The sequence below is a fragment of the Flavobacterium sp. GNP011 genome (assembly GCF_056428925.1).
The window spans coordinates 404,553-419,881 of sequence record NZ_JBWJVJ010000001.1 but is presented as its reverse complement, the minus strand read 5'-3'; the positions used below and the strand labels follow the sequence as shown (position 1 = coordinate 419,881).

Below are 15,329 nucleotides of genomic sequence, written 5' to 3'. Positions count from 1 at the left end.
AAAGTTGATATATATCATTCTACATTCTCTAAAAAAGAGTAATTTTAGCACAAATAGTGAATATGGATCTCAAAACAAAATCAATAGGACTTGTTCTTTCGGGAGGAGGTTCAAAAGGTTTAGCACACGCAGGTGTTATAAAATTTCTAGAAGAGCAAAAAATAAAACCCAGCCAAGTAGCCGGTACCAGTGCTGGATCTATTGTAGGAGCACTCTATGCTTGGGGTAAAACACCCGAAGAAATTTTAGAGTTTTTTAAATCTATTTATCTTTTTCATTGGAAACACTTAACTTTTAAAAAAGCGGGATTGATAGACTCAGAGTCGTTTAGAGTTTATTTTGAATCCATTTTTAAAGATGCTACATTAGGTGAGATGAAAATTCCAGTACAAATTACAGCCACAGATATGGTAAGAGGCAAGCTCAAAATTTTTGGACCAAGTACAAAGATCGTAGATGCCATATTGGCCTCATCAGCATTTCCTGGAATTCTATCTCCATATGAAATTGATGGTAATATTTACAGTGATGGCGGCATACTCAACCATTTCCCTACAGATATTTTACAAGGACAATGTGAAACCATAATTGGTATTTATGTAAGTCCTATTCAAAAAATTGAAGCTAAAGATTTACGCTCTATCAAAGCTGTTACTACGCGAGCCTTTGACATTCTCTCGGCTAACTCTAATATTCACAAATTTAACATGTGTGATTGGGTAATTGAACCAAAGGATTTATGTCTTTACAGCACCTTTGAAACTAGTAAAATTAAGATGGACCAAGTATTTAATATTGGCTACCAAGCTGCAAAAAAATCCTTTGAAAAACTTAGTTTATAAATTACAATCAAGATTATATTAAAAAAAAAGAAAATTCTATATTTGCACCAATCAACGCAACACACACATGAAATACAAAAGAATTCTACTGAAATTAAGTGGGGAAGCTTTAATGGGCGACTTACAATACGGAATTGACCCAAAAAGACTTGCTGAATATGCTGACGAAATCAAGCAAATTCATAACAAAGGAGTAGAAATTGCCATTGTAATAGGTGGTGGAAACATTTTTAGAGGGGTAGCCGGTGCCAGTGCAGGAATGGACAGAGTACAAGGAGATTACATGGGGATGCTAGCAACGGTAATAAACGGAATGGCATTACAAGGCGCTCTTGAAGAAAAAGGAATGAAAACCCGTTTGCAAACAGCCTTAAAAATGGAATCCATTGCAGAGCCTTACATTAAGAGAAGAGCTGACAGACACCTTGAAAAAGGTAGAATTGTAATTTTTGGAGCTGGAACAGGAAACCCGTATTTCACAACAGATACCGCTGCTGTTTTAAGAGGAATTGAAATCAATGCTGATGTCATACTTAAAGGAACTCGTGTTGATGGTGTGTATGACTCTGATCCAGAGAAAAATGCATCAGCAGTAAAATTTGATTTTATTTCTTTTGAAGATGTATTGAAAAAAGGATTGAATGTAATGGACACAACGGCTTTTACACTAAGCCAAGAAAATAAATTGCCTATTGTAGTTTTTGACATGAACAAAGTAGGGAACTTGCTCAAAATTTGCGAAGGAGACAATATAGGAACCGTAGTTAATATATAATAGACAGTCACAAGGAAAACTGCTACAATGGCAAAACCGTACTGAGACTGAAAACTGAAAACTGAAAACTGAAATTATGACTGAAGAAATTGATTTTATATTAGATAGCACACAAGAATCCATGATAGGATCTATTGCTCATTTAGAAAAAGAATTCTTAAACATTCGTGCCGGAAAGGCGTCACCTGCTATGTTAGGAAGTGTTTTTGTGGATTATTACGGATCAGCAACACCATTATCTCAAGTATCAAAAATCAGTGTTCCTGATGCTAGAACCATCACGTTACAACCCTTTGAAAAAAACATGTTACACCCTATTGAAAAAGCAATTATGATTGCTAATCTTGGGTTTAACCCAATGAACAACGGTGATGTTATCATTATAAGTGTTCCACCCTTGACAGAAGATCGTCGTAGAGATTTAGCCAAACAAGCAAAATCAGAGGCCGAAGATGCTAAAATAGGGATTCGTAATGCGCGTAAAGATGCCAATACCGACATCAAAAAATTAGAAAAAGACGGTACCTCAGAAGACATTTGTAAAAGTGCCGAGGAAGAAGTTCAAAACTTAACCAATACGTACATCAAGAAAATAGATGAACTATTAGTCGTTAAAGAAGCCGAAATCATGAAGGTGTAAACCTTTCTTACTAATAATTTAAAACCGCCTTGTTTATTGATAAGGCGGTTTTTTTTATGGTTAAATATCACCAAAAGTGGGTATTGTAGCTTGTGTAATATTTCTTATTTTTATACAATGAAAACTAACTAAAAAATATGAAAACAAACAAACAAACAAAGCGAATCGAGAGATACAAAAATTTGATCAGAAACTATACCTTTTTGAGGGTACTGTTGATAAGCCTGATTATCTGTAGTAGTTGCAGCAAGGATAATTATGATAATTATGACACAATAAAAGGAGCTAATAACGTTATTTATGAAATTCCAATTGCAGAATTAAAAACTGATAACGTTTTCAAAGCTATTTTTTCAAAAAAATTCAATAACAGGTCATTCGAAAATTTCCTTGTTAATGAAAATACTTCCAAACTTAAATCCACTAATGAGTTTTTCTTTCCAGAAAAAAATGCTGTTGTTTCCAAAACAGATTCTTTGATATCATATACCATGTTGATTAAAAGAAATGGTGAAAAAGTTAATTATTTTGAAAATTTAGTGATTCAAATAAATTCAAAAAATCAATATTCTGCAAATATAATAAGGTATTATCCTAAAAGTTTTGAAATAAATCAAGAGCACAACTCCTTTTCATTAATCGCTGACAAACAACTAGTACCCCTTAATCAAGAGGCTGGAAAAAAAATAAAAAATTCGATGCGCTTAGAAAATCAAACCTGTATATCCGTTAGTTATCCTATTTGTAATCAAGGTGGCAAAGACCACATTGCAGGAGAAAACTGCACAAAAATTTACAGGGATGTAAGTAATACTGTTTGCTTTGAAACTGAAATAGGAGGAGGAGGAGATTATGATGGTACATGGGGGTGGAATTTTTCTAACAGCATAACATTTCCTGGTTCCGGAGATGCTCTTGAACAAGGTGATAATCCGTTTACCATTACAACTGCTCCTATTGATCCAAGATTAGATATTGGTATAGAAGGTTCTATAATATATGACGAAAGTTATGATACTTTCCTTTCTCAAATTTTTTATAATAATTTAGGAGAGTTAAAAATATGGGCTGATCAAAATCGAGATCTTTACAATTTAATTCTTTACAGTGTTATAAATGATCAGTGGTCCTCTAAAAGTTTAAAATTCGCTAATTTAGCAATGAAATTTTTAAATGACAACTCTGAGGTAACTTTAGATCAATTCAAAAACTGGTTTATGGGAACACCAGAAGGACAAGATGGCGAGTATGACGCAGCTTTTTGGGAGAATCCTAACTTGACATTTCAGCAACAGAGTTTACCAAGTTACAATAATTATGTAAATAATATGGCTCGTTTTGCTGATGGTACTCTTATGAAAGGAGCTGATAATATTTATACACTAGTTGGGGGTAAAGTCCTTGAAGCAAGATTAAAAGACAAAGATGGAACAGAAAACACTTGTGCTTTAAAAGTTTCTATAGCTCTTGTCAGGTCCGATATTGTTATTCCAAATTTGCCAGGTATTACACTTGAAGGCAGTGACGAGTTTTCTGGTAAATTCTTTTTCCTAAATGCCAAAGAACTTAATGCTTGGATGCGTAAAACCTTTGGCACAAATACTGGAATAGGAAACACACCTATAAATGATAAACACCTTTCTTATAACGCAGCTGATGGAGGACAAAACGGTGAAGATTTTCCAAATAAATTAAAAAACATACGCGGTATATATTCCATGATAACTACTGAAGATTACGATAAAAAAGGGGCTTCTGGCCATGCCGATCTTTTATTTACCAATATTGCAGGTTTCGGCACATGTGCATTTGATTGCTTTTTTAATTTACCAATACAAAGAATAGACTTATGGATATTAAATTAACTACAAATTTTTTTAGCAGATGCAATAACGATATTTGTATTCTCAAGAACAAACTGAAAGGCCTAGTGCATATTCTTATATTTATGTTTTCTTTTTCTATCTATTCCCAAGATTATATAAAAAGAGATTCCATAAAATTTAATAGTCAGAACTATAATTACACACATGTTAGCTTCGGATCAACTAGTCACACAAAGTACTTTAAACTTATGACTTGTTCCGATAGTAATCTTAAACAAATTCAACAAACTATTATTGATTGCACAAAAAAAAATAAATTAGAATATACTGAATTTTATATTTTGGACCTTCCTTATGATACTGTAAAAAACATACCAGACAAAGACATTTTATTTGCTTTGCTTTTTAAAATCGATCAGCATAGGATGTCATTAAATTTATCAACTGTAACAGTCAAGCAAAAATATAACATAATCGATGACAAATTCAGCTATTTTCCAGACGAATCACGTGAGAAATTTATTGATTACAAACTAAACATTTCAGAAAATGAAGTCTGTATATTTTTAAAAAAATAAGTTTTTCAAATGCCACAACCCTCGCGCGAGCGTCCCGCTCGTGATGCCATTTATGGATTGATCTAATTTTGGTTTTAAATAGTGTTTAAAAATTAAAGTATGTTATAATATGGATTATATTCACGAGAGTGACGCACACGAGCTGGGTGTATATAAATGTTGGTATTAAATTAGGTGATATAGAGTTTGGGATAAAACAAAGAAAATTAATTGAGATATTGGTGAACAAACAGTCAGGAAAAATAGAATTTACTTCAGTACAAAATATTAAAAACAAATAAATATGGAAAATTTTTTAGATGTAGTAATAAGTTTTATACCAACTTTAATTACAATAATTCTGACTTTTATTTTCGTAGTACTATTTATTAAAATAAAAAAGTATATTAATATAAAAACAGAATATTATCAATTGAAATTAAACGAGCTTAAAAATAGAACTTAACTAAGAAAGGTAAACTACTTGAAAGGAATATAAGTTAAACCAGCCTAGCAAAATCACATAACTTTGCGAATTTAAAAGCCTTTAAAAAACGTAAATATGATAAAGTTTTCTAGACTTTTCCAGTGGCACATTTACTATTATTTACTTTATTACAGTAGTAAAACACTATAAAATAGCGTTTTGGTTATTTTGTAGCGTTTTTGTTTTAGTTAACAGTGAACTTATGAACTGAAAAGTAAATCTCTAGATTTTAGAATACTTTTTTAGAAAAAGTCAGGAGACTTTTAGTAAGTTTACGTATCATGAATCCTTTAAATATTTACGAAGTCATGAGACTTGGTAGAGCTAGAACTTCTAGTTGTAAAAGAAGCCGAAATTATGCAGGTTTAAACCTGATTTGTAAATACTACAAAACCGCCTTGTGCAAAACGAGGCGGTTTTGTAGTATTTATAAACTAGTAGTTAGATTAATTTAATGCTAAACTAGTTTAGAAAAAAAGAATTCACGGCTACCTATCTTTTCACAACACTCACTGCTGTTCCCGTTATCATTACAGTGATTAATCCTTCGCCGCTTTTGAGCTCTACATCTACTTGAATTCCAACAACTGCATTAGCGTTCATTTTTTCGGCATTTACTTTTAGGTTGGCAAATGCCTTCTCTCTTACTTCTGCTATACTTTCACTGATTCCGTCATAATATTTTTGCATGCTAAAAGTTAGACCCATTTTTTGCATGTTTATGGCTGTTCCAGACACTATGCCGTTATACTCTAATATTTTGTAATCTTCTACAGAATTAGTTGTCGTTAAAATCATAATTATAAAGTTTAAGTTGGTTTCTTTATTAGACTACAATTTCATACTCTTGTTACGCAATACCATCTGATAAAGCTCTAATTTATATTGGCAAACTAAAATACCACAGTTGACTTAGATTTTATGGCGTTACAATTGTAAAAGGAGTGCTTCTTTGAAATAGAACTACTTCAGTTTTGTGTCTAAAAGTAGGATTGAAATTCATTAGAAAACATCAATTCATTCCCTCTCCAAAAAGATAATATTCTAACTTTATTTTAAACAAAGTTCCTTCTATTAAATCTTTAACAGCATTTAATTCCTCCATAGAAACGGCCAAATCAATTTGAGAACAAGGTGTTTTCAACAAAAACTTATGGCACTTGTTTTTTAGTTCACAAGAGGCGCAGCAGTTGTTTTGGAGGTAACTCTCGTCAATACAGCACTTAAACAATTGCAATTCTTGTGGGGTAAAATAAAATCCCGTTTCTCTAAAAATCAGTTGAACTTTGTCCCATAGAACTGCATTGTCTTTTTTCCAGTAAAAAGCGCTGCCTAAATTATTACGATAGATCTGTTTTATTTCTTGCATCTGTATTCTGTTTGACACAAAAATACGCATTATTTATATTTATTCTAAATAATAAAAGCTAAAAAAAAATAAAATAGTTTGAGAATGATAATGGGAATCGTCTTTTAAATAATGACTAGGAGTTACTCATTTCAAAAAATTATTCTTCGCTCTTTTCATGATCTTCAACATCTTGTTGCAGGTCTAATTTTCTAAAAGTTGGCGATACAATACCTGTCAAGAGAACAGTAATTAAAGTCATGCTTCCGCCAAAGACCACTGCGCTCACAGTTCCCATCAGTTTCGCAGTTAAGCCGCTTTCAAAAGCACCTAATTCGTTTGATGAACCTACAAAAATTGAATTTACAGCCGCTACACGACCGCGCATGTGATCAGGAGTTTTCAATTGGAGAATGGTTTGACGTATCACCACCGAAAATCCATCGAAAACACCACTTAAAAATAAAGCCGCAACAGACAACCAAAAAATAGAGGATAGTCCAAAAACAATGATGCAAATTCCAAACGCAAAAATGGCTACCAATAATTTCATTCCCGCATTTTTTGTAAAAGGAATGTATGCTGAGATAATCAGCATTAAAAAAGCGCCAACAGCGGGAGCAGCTCTCAAAACACCAAATCCCTGCGGTCCTACTTTTAAAATATCCTGCGCAAATATTGGTAATAGTGCTACAGCACCACCAAAAAGGACTGCAATCATATCCAGCGACAAAGCTCCTAAAATGGTCTTGTTGTTGAAAACAAATTTCACACCTTCTTTTAAACTTTCCATGACAGGCTCACCAATTTTTGGATTCAAAATAGGTTTGGTTCCAATTTGAGACAAAGCCAGTAACGCAAAAAGCGAGCAGCCTAAAACAATACACATAGACCAATGAACGCCAATCCAATTTATTGAGAAACCCGCTACTGCAGGCCCTAAAACCGAACTAATTTGCCAAACAGAACTGCTCCATGTAGCCGCATTTGGGTACACTTTTTTAGGAACAATCAAGGCCAAAAGAGAGAATATGGTTGGTCCCAGAAAAGCACGAACTAATCCACCTAAAAACACACAAAAGTAAATGGAATTTAGAATGGTTTGGGTTGCAAAATCTTTTATAAAAGGAGGCCACGTCAATAAAAACAACCCCAAACTGATGATTGCAAAACCCAATATACATTTAAAAAGCAATCCTTTTTTCTCCTTTTGATCTACAATATGACCCGCAAATAAGGCCATTCCTACTGCTGGAATAACCTCCATTAAACCTATTATACCCAATGATAAGGGACTTTTAGTCAAACTATAAACTTCCCATTCTATGACGATAAACTGCATCGACCAGCCAAAAACCATCGCAAAACGGAGTAATAAAAAAATATTAAATTCTCTATAGCGTAATGCGGAGTACGGATCATTTTGTTTCATCGATTCTAATTTTGTGCTTTAATATCTCTTAGACGTAATTGCAAACTTACTTTGCCATTCCATTCATTTTCATCGATACAATACACGGCTTGAAAAGGTTTTTGATGTGCAGTTAATTCGATTTTGTTTCCTAAATTAAACCCAATGGCTGCCAAACCTTCGGTCCCGAGGCTTAGAGATTGTTTTACAAAAAGTTTTAAATGATCGTCTTCTTGTCCCATTGTTTTTCCATAGCCTGTGTCTTTGATGTTTTGAGTTAGGAAAATGGGAGTCATATTTTGTGGACCAAAGGGTTCAAATTGTTTGAGTATTCGAATAAGTTTTGGCGTAATATCCGTAAAATTAATTTCGGCATCAACAGCAATTTCTGGAGTTAACAAATCAGGATGAATCGTATTTTTAACTTCTTTTTCAAAAGCATCTTTAAATTCCTGATATTTTTCTGGAAGCAATGTCATGCCTGCTGCATACATGTGACCTCCAAATTGTTCCAAATGTTCGGCACAAGATTCAAGTGCATTGTATACATCAAATCCTTTTACAGACCGAGCCGAAGCAGCATACTTATCTCCACTTTTAGTAAAAACAAGTGTAGGACGGTAGTAAGTTTCTATCAATCGAGAAGCAACGATTCCAATCACACCTTTGTGCCAATCTTCTTGAAAAACAACCGACGTAAAACGTTCTTGTTCCCCTTTATTCTCAATTTGTTGCAGTGCTTCTTTGGTAATTAATTTGTCTAAATCCTTACGTTCCACATTGTAGGATTCGATTTCGGAGGCAAATTGTTGTGCTTGTTCAAAATCAAATTCGGTTAACAATTCCACAGCGTGGTTGCCATGTTTAATGCGACCTGCGGCATTAATTCTGGGTGCAATAATAAAAACTACATCGGTAATGTCCAATGTTTGTTTTTTTATTTGGTGAATGATTGCTTTAATTCCTGGTCTAGGATCACTGTTTATAACCTGTAAGCCAAAGTATGCCAAGACTCTATTTTCACCAGTCATAGGAACAATATCGGCAGCAATAGCTGCTGCTACAAGATCCAAGTACGGAATCAAATCAGTAATACTTTGCTCTCGGTTACTGCCTAACGCTTGAATAAGTTTAAAACCTATTCCGCAACCACACAACTCGTCATAGGGATAGGTACAATCGTCACGTTTTGGATCCAAAATTGCAACTGCATCAGGCAAAGAATCGCCTGGTCTGTGGTGATCACAAATGATAAAATCAATATTTTTTGCCTTAGCATAATTGACATGATCTATGGATTTAATACCACAATCTAATGCAATAATTAAGGTAAATTCATTATCATCAGCAAAATCAATACCTTTAAATGACACCCCGTAACCCTCATCATAGCGATCAGGAATATAGGTAGCCACATTGGGATAAAAGGATTTTAAATATGAGGATACTAGCGAAACAGCAGTAGTGCCATCTACGTCATAATCACCAAAAACCAGAATGTTTTCACCATTTTCAATCGCTGTTTCAATTCGAGACACTGCTTTATCCATGTCTTTCATCAAAAATGGATCGTGTAAATTGTCTAAACTTGGACGAAAAAAAGCTCTAGCTTCCTCAAAAGTGGTGATGCCACGTTGCACTAATAAAGTCGCCACAAAGTCTTCTACATTTAAGGCTTTCGCCAAATATTTCACAGTCTCCTCAGGTGGATTTGGTTTAAGAGTCCAACGCATATTGATGTTTAATTATAAATTTGAAATTTCGATATGAAGTAGTATCGAAAAGGTAGTTTAGCTGTTTTATTTCAATGTTAAAGCACTGCCGTAAAAAGCGATACCGTCCCAGCCCGTTTTCATAAAATTGCGAATGTTTTGATGATCAGTCGCGTCAGGATTTCCTAAAACATCTTCAAAATAGTAAGCGCCAAAGCAAGCCAAAGTTGCTTCTGGAGTTAGTTCCTGCATTTCTGCAAAAGCAAATATTTTACAAGAACCTGAGTTTTCACCAGCAGCATTGTGTTGAGTACCATTCTCAAACGCAGTGGGTTCAAAATCATAATGTTGCTCAATAACTGCAATGGTATCTGCAAATGAGATTGATTCTGGCGTTGTATTTAATTTTTCTAAAAAAGTGTTGATTGTCATAATCAAAAATATTAAAATTGAGATGAAATAGTTTTTGCGGCAGCTACCGCACCATCCATATAACCTGGGTTTTGCAAAGCGGTTTCTGAACCGGATAGATACAGTTTTCCGTTCAAAAGCGGTTTTTGAAAAGCCATGTGACCATTGTTTTGATGTGCTAAAACAAGTTGGTCGTAAAGATGAAATGTTAGAGATTCTTCTCTCCATACCTTTTCATGATAGGAAACATAGTTTGCTGCTTCAGGACCAAAAAAAGTTGTCAATTGGGTGATTACTTTTTGTTGGCGCTCTTCTCTAGAGAGTACAGATGTTCCCGCATTTAAAAAGCCTTTTAAAGCAAAGCCGGAATGATCAAAAGAAGTGTGGTCATACATTTCCTGAATAATACTTGCTTGGCTGAATAGCGTGCCTGAGTAATTTTGCACCCTCCAAAAAGGAGTTGTATAGGCTACTGCAAATTTAATACTTTCGCCCATCCACGTATGCGTTTTCTGGGCTACTTGAACTAAATTATCGGGTAAATGGGGTTCAAAAGTTATGGTATTAATCCCCAAATTAGGAGGAACAGTACTGATAACTTTGTCAGCTGAGTAGTTGTTCCCATTGGTATCTGTTACAACCAATTGATTGCCTTGCTCTTTTATTGAGGTAACTTTCGTTTTTGTATTTATATGTTCGATGCCAACTTTACTGATGAGTTGCTCAATCAATACCTTGGTTCCACCTTCTATTCGGAACGAAGGTTCTTCAGCCTCTGAGATTTCGAATTTTTGCGGTGGTACAAAGGACATCGTTTCAAATAAGGAAATACCTTGATTATGCTGTCTGAAATAGGGAATATTGAATTCGTGAACTAATGCTAAGAGATTGCGGTGTTGGTTCCCAAACCAAGTTGCACCCATTTCGATGGTGACTCCAGTTGTGGCAGTAACGGTTTTTATGCGGCCACCTATTCGATCATTCGCTTCCAAAACTAGAACCTCAATTCCTTTTTGCTGCAGTAAAAAAGCAGTATACAAGCCACACAAACCTGCACCAATAATGATTACTTTATCCTTACTCATGTAACTCCTCTCCTGAAAATTTACTCTTTTTAGGTTCTTTTGTCACAGGCTTACCTGCAACAACAACCACGATTTCCCCTCTTGGTGCTGTTTTATCAAAATGTGCTGCAACTTCTTTAACCGTACCACGCACATTTTCTTCATGTAATTTTGATAATTCTCTGGAAACACAAATTTGACGGTCTTCACCAAAATAGGTACTAAACTCTACTAAAGTTTTTACCAATTTATGTGGTGAGACATATAAAATCATCGTTCGCGTTTCCTCAGCTAATGCCAAAAAACGGGTTTGACGCCCTTTTTTATCAGGCATAAAACCTTCAAAAATAAATTTATCATTAGGTAAACCACTGTTTACTAAAGCGGGTACAAACGCCGTAGCTCCAGGTAAACACTCTACTTCAACACCGTTTTCTATGCAAGCACGCGTTAAAAGAAAACCAGGATCAGAGATGGCTGGCGTTCCCGCATCAGAAATTAAAGCGATGTTTTCACCCGCTTTTAATCTTGAAATAAGGTTCTCAACAGTTTTATGTTCGTTGTGCATGTGATGGCTGTACATGTGCGTGCCAATTTCAAAATGCTTCAACAATTTGCCGCTCGTACGCGTATCTTCAGCAAGAATCAAGTCGACTTCTTTCAGTATTCGAATGGCTCGAAAAGTCATGTCTTCGAGATTGCCAATGGGTGTAGGAACGATATATAATTTTGACATGGTCATTAAGGTTGCATACAAGCTATTGCTTGTAATTGTTCAAATTGATTGCTCATGAAGGAGCTGGATTTACAAGAATTTCTTTTCGATGATATCCATAAAACGGTCTTCGTAATCTTGTTTCCCAACCCAATTGTTATAATCCGGTTTCACCATTTCTTGAACGAAATCGCGAGTTTCATAAAAAGAATTAAAGGAATTTAACTGACTTAAAACTCTGTTGTAATCTTCGCTACTGTTCCCAAAAAGATGCTTGATAAATGCCAAACGGTCATTCAAATCGATATTTATTCCTTTAGCTAGTTTATCGTTTAATGAAACTGCTTTTACAGCTGGTATTTCATTTGTACTTTCTGCAACTGTCTCTGGCGTTGTAACTGGTTTAGCAGCAACTTCCTCTTCTATTTCAAGATGCTCTATTGCTGGAGTATTTTCAACTGCTTGTTTTTTTACAAAAAGCGTATCATGGTAATCGCCTCCTAATAAATCCTGAAAAGAAATCTGAATAGGCTCTTGATTTACTTTTTTAGGAGTTTCTGCAACCGGTTCTATCTCATGTGAAAGTTCAAATGCTGGCTTAAACTCTGCTTCAATTACTGGCTGCTCTACTTCTATTTCTAAATCGGTTGAGGACTCTGGTTCTGGAATTTCTTCGATAATTTCTTCCTCGGCATCTGTATTGGTTTCTTCGGGAGCTACTTCTACAACTTGTTCCTCAACTGCTAGCTCTTGTTCTGGTTCTTCTAGTACTGGTGTTGCTTCTTCTAACAGTGTCACTTCTTCTGGAACCTCTTGATTTACTTCTGGCTCAGGAACTAGATCTTCTGTAGGTTCAACAGTACTTGTATTTTCGTTATCAATTGCAACGATTTCATTTTCAATAGGTGTATCAAGTTTTTCAAAAACTTCAACTACTTGGTCTGTCATTGCAGCAAGTCCAATAGTTGGTTTTACATCCCCAAAATGCTCTTCAACAAAGCGTAAAACAGTAAGTTTTTCATACAGTTTTTGGGTCTCAAAATACAATTGATTGATATCGGATTTGTTTTTTAGCTGTAATATTCGGTGTGCAATACTGATCAAATCGGCTTCCAATTTCTTTTTCATAACTGTTGACATTATAGCGTTTTAGGTAATTTTTATTGTTTTGTAATTTGTTTTGGGTGCTTTGTTGCGTTGTTTCAAAACCCGTTTCTAGAAATCTGACACTTTTATTTTTTTGAAATAAGTGTTCCCGAATCTCGGATTTGATATAAATTGTATACTTTTGAAACGACGTAAAAGTATAAAATTTTTAAGTCTAAAATTCTATTACAAAGTAATAAAAACTATTCATTTTTTAAGTCAGAAAAAAACAAAATGTTTCTCGAAAATACAGTAAATCACAAAGAACAATTTGGTTGGATCGAAGTCATTTGTGGCTCCATGTTTTCGGGTAAAACCGAAGAGTTAATCCGTCGTTTGAAAAGAGCGCAGTTTGCCAAGCAAAAAGTAGAAATTTTCAAACCATCAATAGACACGCGCTATGACGAGGAAATGGTGGTTTCGCATGATTCCAATGAAATTCGCTCTACACCGGTTCCTGCTGCTGCAAATATCGCAATACTGGCACAAGGTTGTGATGTGGTGGGCATTGACGAAGCACAGTTTTTTGATGATGAAATTGTAAAGATTTGTAATGATCTTGCAAATCAAGGAATCCGAGTGATTGTTGCAGGATTGGACATGGATTTTAAAGGAAATCCCTTTGGTCCCATGCCTGCTTTAATGGCAACTGCAGAGTATGTAACAAAAGTGCATGCGGTGTGCACTAGAACTGGAAATCTAGCAAATTATAGTTTTCGTAAAACCGATAATGACAAACTGGTGATGTTAGGTGAAACCGAAGAATACGAACCTTTAAGCCGTGCCGCTTATTATCATGCGATGCGGAAAGATCAGGAGAAAAAATAAGGGGAATTATTCTTTTATAAAAAAAAGGGGAAGTTTGTTTAAAACAAATTTCCCCTTTTTAGTATTTCTAAGTCAGCAATTCTACATTTTCTTCCTCATTCTTGCCACAGGAATATCCAGTTGTTCTCTATATTTTGCAATGGTTCTTCTCGCAATTGGATACCCTTTTTCTTTTAGGATTTCTGCTAATTGATCGTCTGGTAATGGTTTTTTCTTGTCTTCTTCTTCAATGGTGTTTTGTAGAATTTTTTTGATTTCTAATGTCGAAACGTCTTCACCTTGATCATTTTTCATGGCTTCTGAGAAGAATTCTTTGATCAATTTAGTGCCATAGGGCGTTTCTACGTATTTACTATTGGCCACACGTGAAATGGTAGAAATATCAAGACCTACCATATCAGCAATATCTTTTAAGATCATCGGTTTCAACTTGGTCTCATCGCCATCAAGGAAAAATTCTTCTTGATAATGCATAATCGCATTCATGGTAACAAATAAAGTTTCCTGACGCTGACGGATGGCATCAATAAACCATTTAGCCGAATCCAGTTTCTGCTTAATAAACTGCACTGCATCTTTTTGCTGCGCTGATTTATCGCGGGAATCCTTATAGGTTTGCATCATTTCCTGATAATCTTTGGAAACATGCAGCGATGGTGCGTTACGTCCATTAAGAGTCAGTTCCAGTTCGCCATCTACAATTCGAATAGCAAAATCAGGAACCACATTTTCGGTCACTTTATTGTTTCCGGTAAATGAACCGCCTGGTTTTGGATTCAGTTTCTCAATTTCATGAATGGCTTTTTTAAGCTGTTCATTTGACACACCGTATTTTTGAAGTAATTTGTCGTAATGTTTTTTAGTAAACGCATCAAACTGATTTTCGATGATATCGATAGCTAAATCAACGGATTCAGTGGGTGTTTTGTGTTTGAGTTGCAACAAGAGACATTCTTGTAAATCTTGCGCACCTACGCCTGATGGTTCTAGTTCGTGGATAACGTGGAGCATTTTCTGCACCATTTTTTCATCGGTATAAATACCCTGGGTAAATGCCATATCATCAACCATATCCGCTATACTACGGCGGATATAACCCATATCATCAATACTTCCAACCAAAAATTCAGCAATTTCGCGCTCTTCATCATTTAAGATAAAAGTATTCAACTGATTGATTAAATCTTGGTGAAAACTAATTGGCGCAGCAAATGGTGTTTCGCGATCATCATCATCGTCACTGTAATTGCTGGTTTGTGTTTTATAATCCGGTGTTTCATCGTTGCTTAAATACTCATCTATATTGATATCTTCGGCATCAATTCGTTCTGATTCGGCATCGTCATAATCATCGTAATCTTCGTTTTCGAACTCATCTTTTTCGTATTCATCTTCTTCCTTCCCTGATTCCAGTGCAGGATTCTCGTTCATTTCTTCTAACAAACGTTGTTCAAAAGCTTGCGTAGGCAATTGTATTAACTTCATCAGCTGGATTTGCTGTGGAGATAATTTTTGTGATAATTTTAAATTTAAGAATTGCTTTAGCATAAAAAAAGGTACTGAGTTA

Annotated in this window: 15 protein-coding genes; 6 read left to right on the top strand and 9 right to left on the bottom strand. The window is 34.9% G+C overall.

Annotated elements, in window-relative coordinates:
• Positions 1–62: 62 nt before the first annotated feature.
• From AC061E_RS01820 to AC061E_RS01800, 5 genes are all read left to right on the top strand, one after another.
• The gene (locus AC061E_RS01820; RefSeq protein ID WP_478284737.1) at positions 63–842 is read left to right on the top strand and encodes a patatin-like phospholipase family protein; all 780 of its coding nucleotides are present in this window, start codon (positions 63–65) and stop codon (positions 840–842) included.
• 67 nt (positions 843–909) lie between these two features.
• Positions 910–1,617, top strand: a complete 708-nt coding sequence (gene pyrH / locus AC061E_RS01815) for a UMP kinase (RefSeq protein WP_086453837.1) — start codon at positions 910–912, stop codon at positions 1,615–1,617.
• A 76-nt stretch (positions 1,618–1,693) separates the two neighbouring features.
• Complete coding sequence (gene frr, locus AC061E_RS01810; RefSeq protein ID WP_144894208.1) at positions 1,694–2,257, top strand: ribosome recycling factor; 564 nt, start codon at positions 1,694–1,696, stop codon at positions 2,255–2,257.
• Between the two features lie 137 nt (positions 2,258–2,394).
• Positions 2,395–4,122 (top strand): T6SS effector amidase Tae4 family protein, encoded by a 1,728-nt coding sequence (locus tag AC061E_RS01805; protein ID WP_478284736.1) that lies wholly within the window; start codon positions 2,395–2,397, stop codon positions 4,120–4,122.
• Between the two features lie 209 nt (positions 4,123–4,331).
• The gene (locus tag AC061E_RS01800) at positions 4,332–4,661 is read left to right on the top strand and encodes a hypothetical protein (RefSeq protein ID WP_478284735.1); all 330 of its coding nucleotides are present in this window, start codon (positions 4,332–4,334) and stop codon (positions 4,659–4,661) included.
• 958 nt (positions 4,662–5,619) lie between these two features.
• On the opposite strand, the gene AC061E_RS01795 is transcribed toward AC061E_RS01800, so the two are convergent.
• From AC061E_RS01795 to AC061E_RS01760, 8 genes are all read right to left on the bottom strand, one after another.
• Positions 5,620–5,925, bottom strand: coding sequence for a YbjQ family protein (locus AC061E_RS01795; protein WP_478284734.1), 306 nt, complete (start codon positions 5,923–5,925; stop codon positions 5,620–5,622).
• Positions 5,926–6,139: 214 nt separating this feature from the next.
• Positions 6,140–6,496 (bottom strand): hypothetical protein, encoded by a 357-nt coding sequence (locus AC061E_RS01790; protein WP_478284733.1) that lies wholly within the window; start codon positions 6,494–6,496, stop codon positions 6,140–6,142.
• 139 nt (positions 6,497–6,635) lie between these two features.
• On the bottom strand, positions 6,636–7,907 hold the full coding sequence (locus tag AC061E_RS01785; RefSeq protein ID WP_478284732.1) for an MFS transporter: 1,272 nt from the start codon (positions 7,905–7,907) through the stop codon (positions 6,636–6,638).
• A 5-nt stretch (positions 7,908–7,912) separates the two neighbouring features.
• Positions 7,913–9,619 carry a single-stranded-DNA-specific exonuclease RecJ gene (recJ, locus tag AC061E_RS01780; RefSeq protein ID WP_478284731.1) on the bottom strand — a complete coding sequence of 569 codons (1,707 nt, stop codon included), beginning with the start codon at positions 9,617–9,619 and terminating at the stop codon, positions 7,913–7,915.
• A gap of 66 nt (positions 9,620–9,685) precedes the next feature.
• Positions 9,686–10,030 carry a HopJ type III effector protein gene (locus tag AC061E_RS01775; RefSeq protein ID WP_478284730.1) on the bottom strand — a complete coding sequence of 115 codons (345 nt, stop codon included), beginning with the start codon at positions 10,028–10,030 and terminating at the stop codon, positions 9,686–9,688.
• An 11-nt stretch (positions 10,031–10,041) separates the two neighbouring features.
• Entirely contained in the window at positions 10,042–11,094 is a 1,053-nt protein-coding gene (locus AC061E_RS01770) for a flavin monoamine oxidase family protein (protein WP_478284729.1), read from the bottom strand.
• Positions 11,087–11,809 carry a 16S rRNA (cytidine(1402)-2'-O)-methyltransferase gene (gene rsmI, locus AC061E_RS01765; RefSeq protein WP_478284728.1) on the bottom strand — a complete coding sequence of 241 codons (723 nt, stop codon included), beginning with the start codon at positions 11,807–11,809 and terminating at the stop codon, positions 11,087–11,089. Before rsmI ends, AC061E_RS01770 begins: the two co-directional genes overlap by 8 nt.
• Positions 11,810–11,878: 69 nt before the next feature.
• Complete coding sequence (locus AC061E_RS01760) at positions 11,879–12,916, bottom strand: DUF8457 domain-containing protein (RefSeq protein WP_478284727.1); 1,038 nt, start codon at positions 12,914–12,916, stop codon at positions 11,879–11,881.
• A 252-nt stretch (positions 12,917–13,168) separates the two neighbouring features.
• Between AC061E_RS01760 and AC061E_RS01755 the strand changes: the two genes are divergently transcribed.
• Entirely contained in the window at positions 13,169–13,762 is a 594-nt protein-coding gene (locus AC061E_RS01755) for a thymidine kinase (RefSeq protein WP_221917959.1), read from the top strand.
• Positions 13,763–13,843: 81 nt separating this feature from the next.
• On the opposite strand, the gene rpoN is transcribed toward AC061E_RS01755, so the two are convergent.
• A complete protein-coding gene (gene rpoN / locus AC061E_RS01750) occupies positions 13,844–15,310 on the bottom strand; it encodes an RNA polymerase factor sigma-54 (protein WP_158730219.1) in 1,467 nt (488 codons plus the stop codon).
• Between the last annotated feature and the right edge of the window lie 19 nt (positions 15,311–15,329).

Excerpts from the sequence above, each read along its gene's own strand:
- AC061E_RS01820 (WP_478284737.1), top strand. The coding sequence starts at position 63 with ATGGATCTCAAAACAAAATCAATAGGACTTGTTCTTTCGGGAGGAGGT.
- pyrH (WP_086453837.1), top strand. The coding sequence starts at position 910 with ATGAAATACAAAAGAATTCTACTGAAATTAAGTGGGGAAGCTTTAATG.
- frr (WP_144894208.1), top strand. The coding sequence starts at position 1,694 with ATGACTGAAGAAATTGATTTTATATTAGATAGCACACAAGAATCCATG.
- AC061E_RS01805 (WP_478284736.1), top strand. The coding sequence starts at position 2,395 with ATGAAAACAAACAAACAAACAAAGCGAATCGAGAGATACAAAAATTTG.
- AC061E_RS01800 (WP_478284735.1), top strand. The coding sequence starts at position 4,332 with ATGACTTGTTCCGATAGTAATCTTAAACAAATTCAACAAACTATTATT.
- AC061E_RS01795 (WP_478284734.1), bottom strand. The coding sequence starts at position 5,925 with ATGATTTTAACGACAACTAATTCTGTAGAAGATTACAAAATATTAGAG.
- AC061E_RS01790 (WP_478284733.1), bottom strand. The coding sequence starts at position 6,496 with ATGCAAGAAATAAAACAGATCTATCGTAATAATTTAGGCAGCGCTTTT.
- AC061E_RS01785 (WP_478284732.1), bottom strand. The coding sequence starts at position 7,907 with ATGAAACAAAATGATCCGTACTCCGCATTACGCTATAGAGAATTTAAT.
- recJ (WP_478284731.1), bottom strand. The coding sequence starts at position 9,619 with ATGCGTTGGACTCTTAAACCAAATCCACCTGAGGAGACTGTGAAATAT.
- AC061E_RS01775 (WP_478284730.1), bottom strand. The coding sequence starts at position 10,030 with ATGACAATCAACACTTTTTTAGAAAAATTAAATACAACGCCAGAATCA.
- AC061E_RS01770 (WP_478284729.1), bottom strand. The coding sequence starts at position 11,094 with ATGAGTAAGGATAAAGTAATCATTATTGGTGCAGGTTTGTGTGGCTTG.
- rsmI (WP_478284728.1), bottom strand. The coding sequence starts at position 11,809 with ATGTCAAAATTATATATCGTTCCTACACCCATTGGCAATCTCGAAGAC.
- AC061E_RS01760 (WP_478284727.1), bottom strand. The coding sequence starts at position 12,916 with ATGAAAAAGAAATTGGAAGCCGATTTGATCAGTATTGCACACCGAATA.
- AC061E_RS01755 (WP_221917959.1), top strand. The coding sequence starts at position 13,169 with ATGTTTCTCGAAAATACAGTAAATCACAAAGAACAATTTGGTTGGATC.
- rpoN (WP_158730219.1), bottom strand. The coding sequence starts at position 15,310 with ATGCTAAAGCAATTCTTAAATTTAAAATTATCACAAAAATTATCTCCA.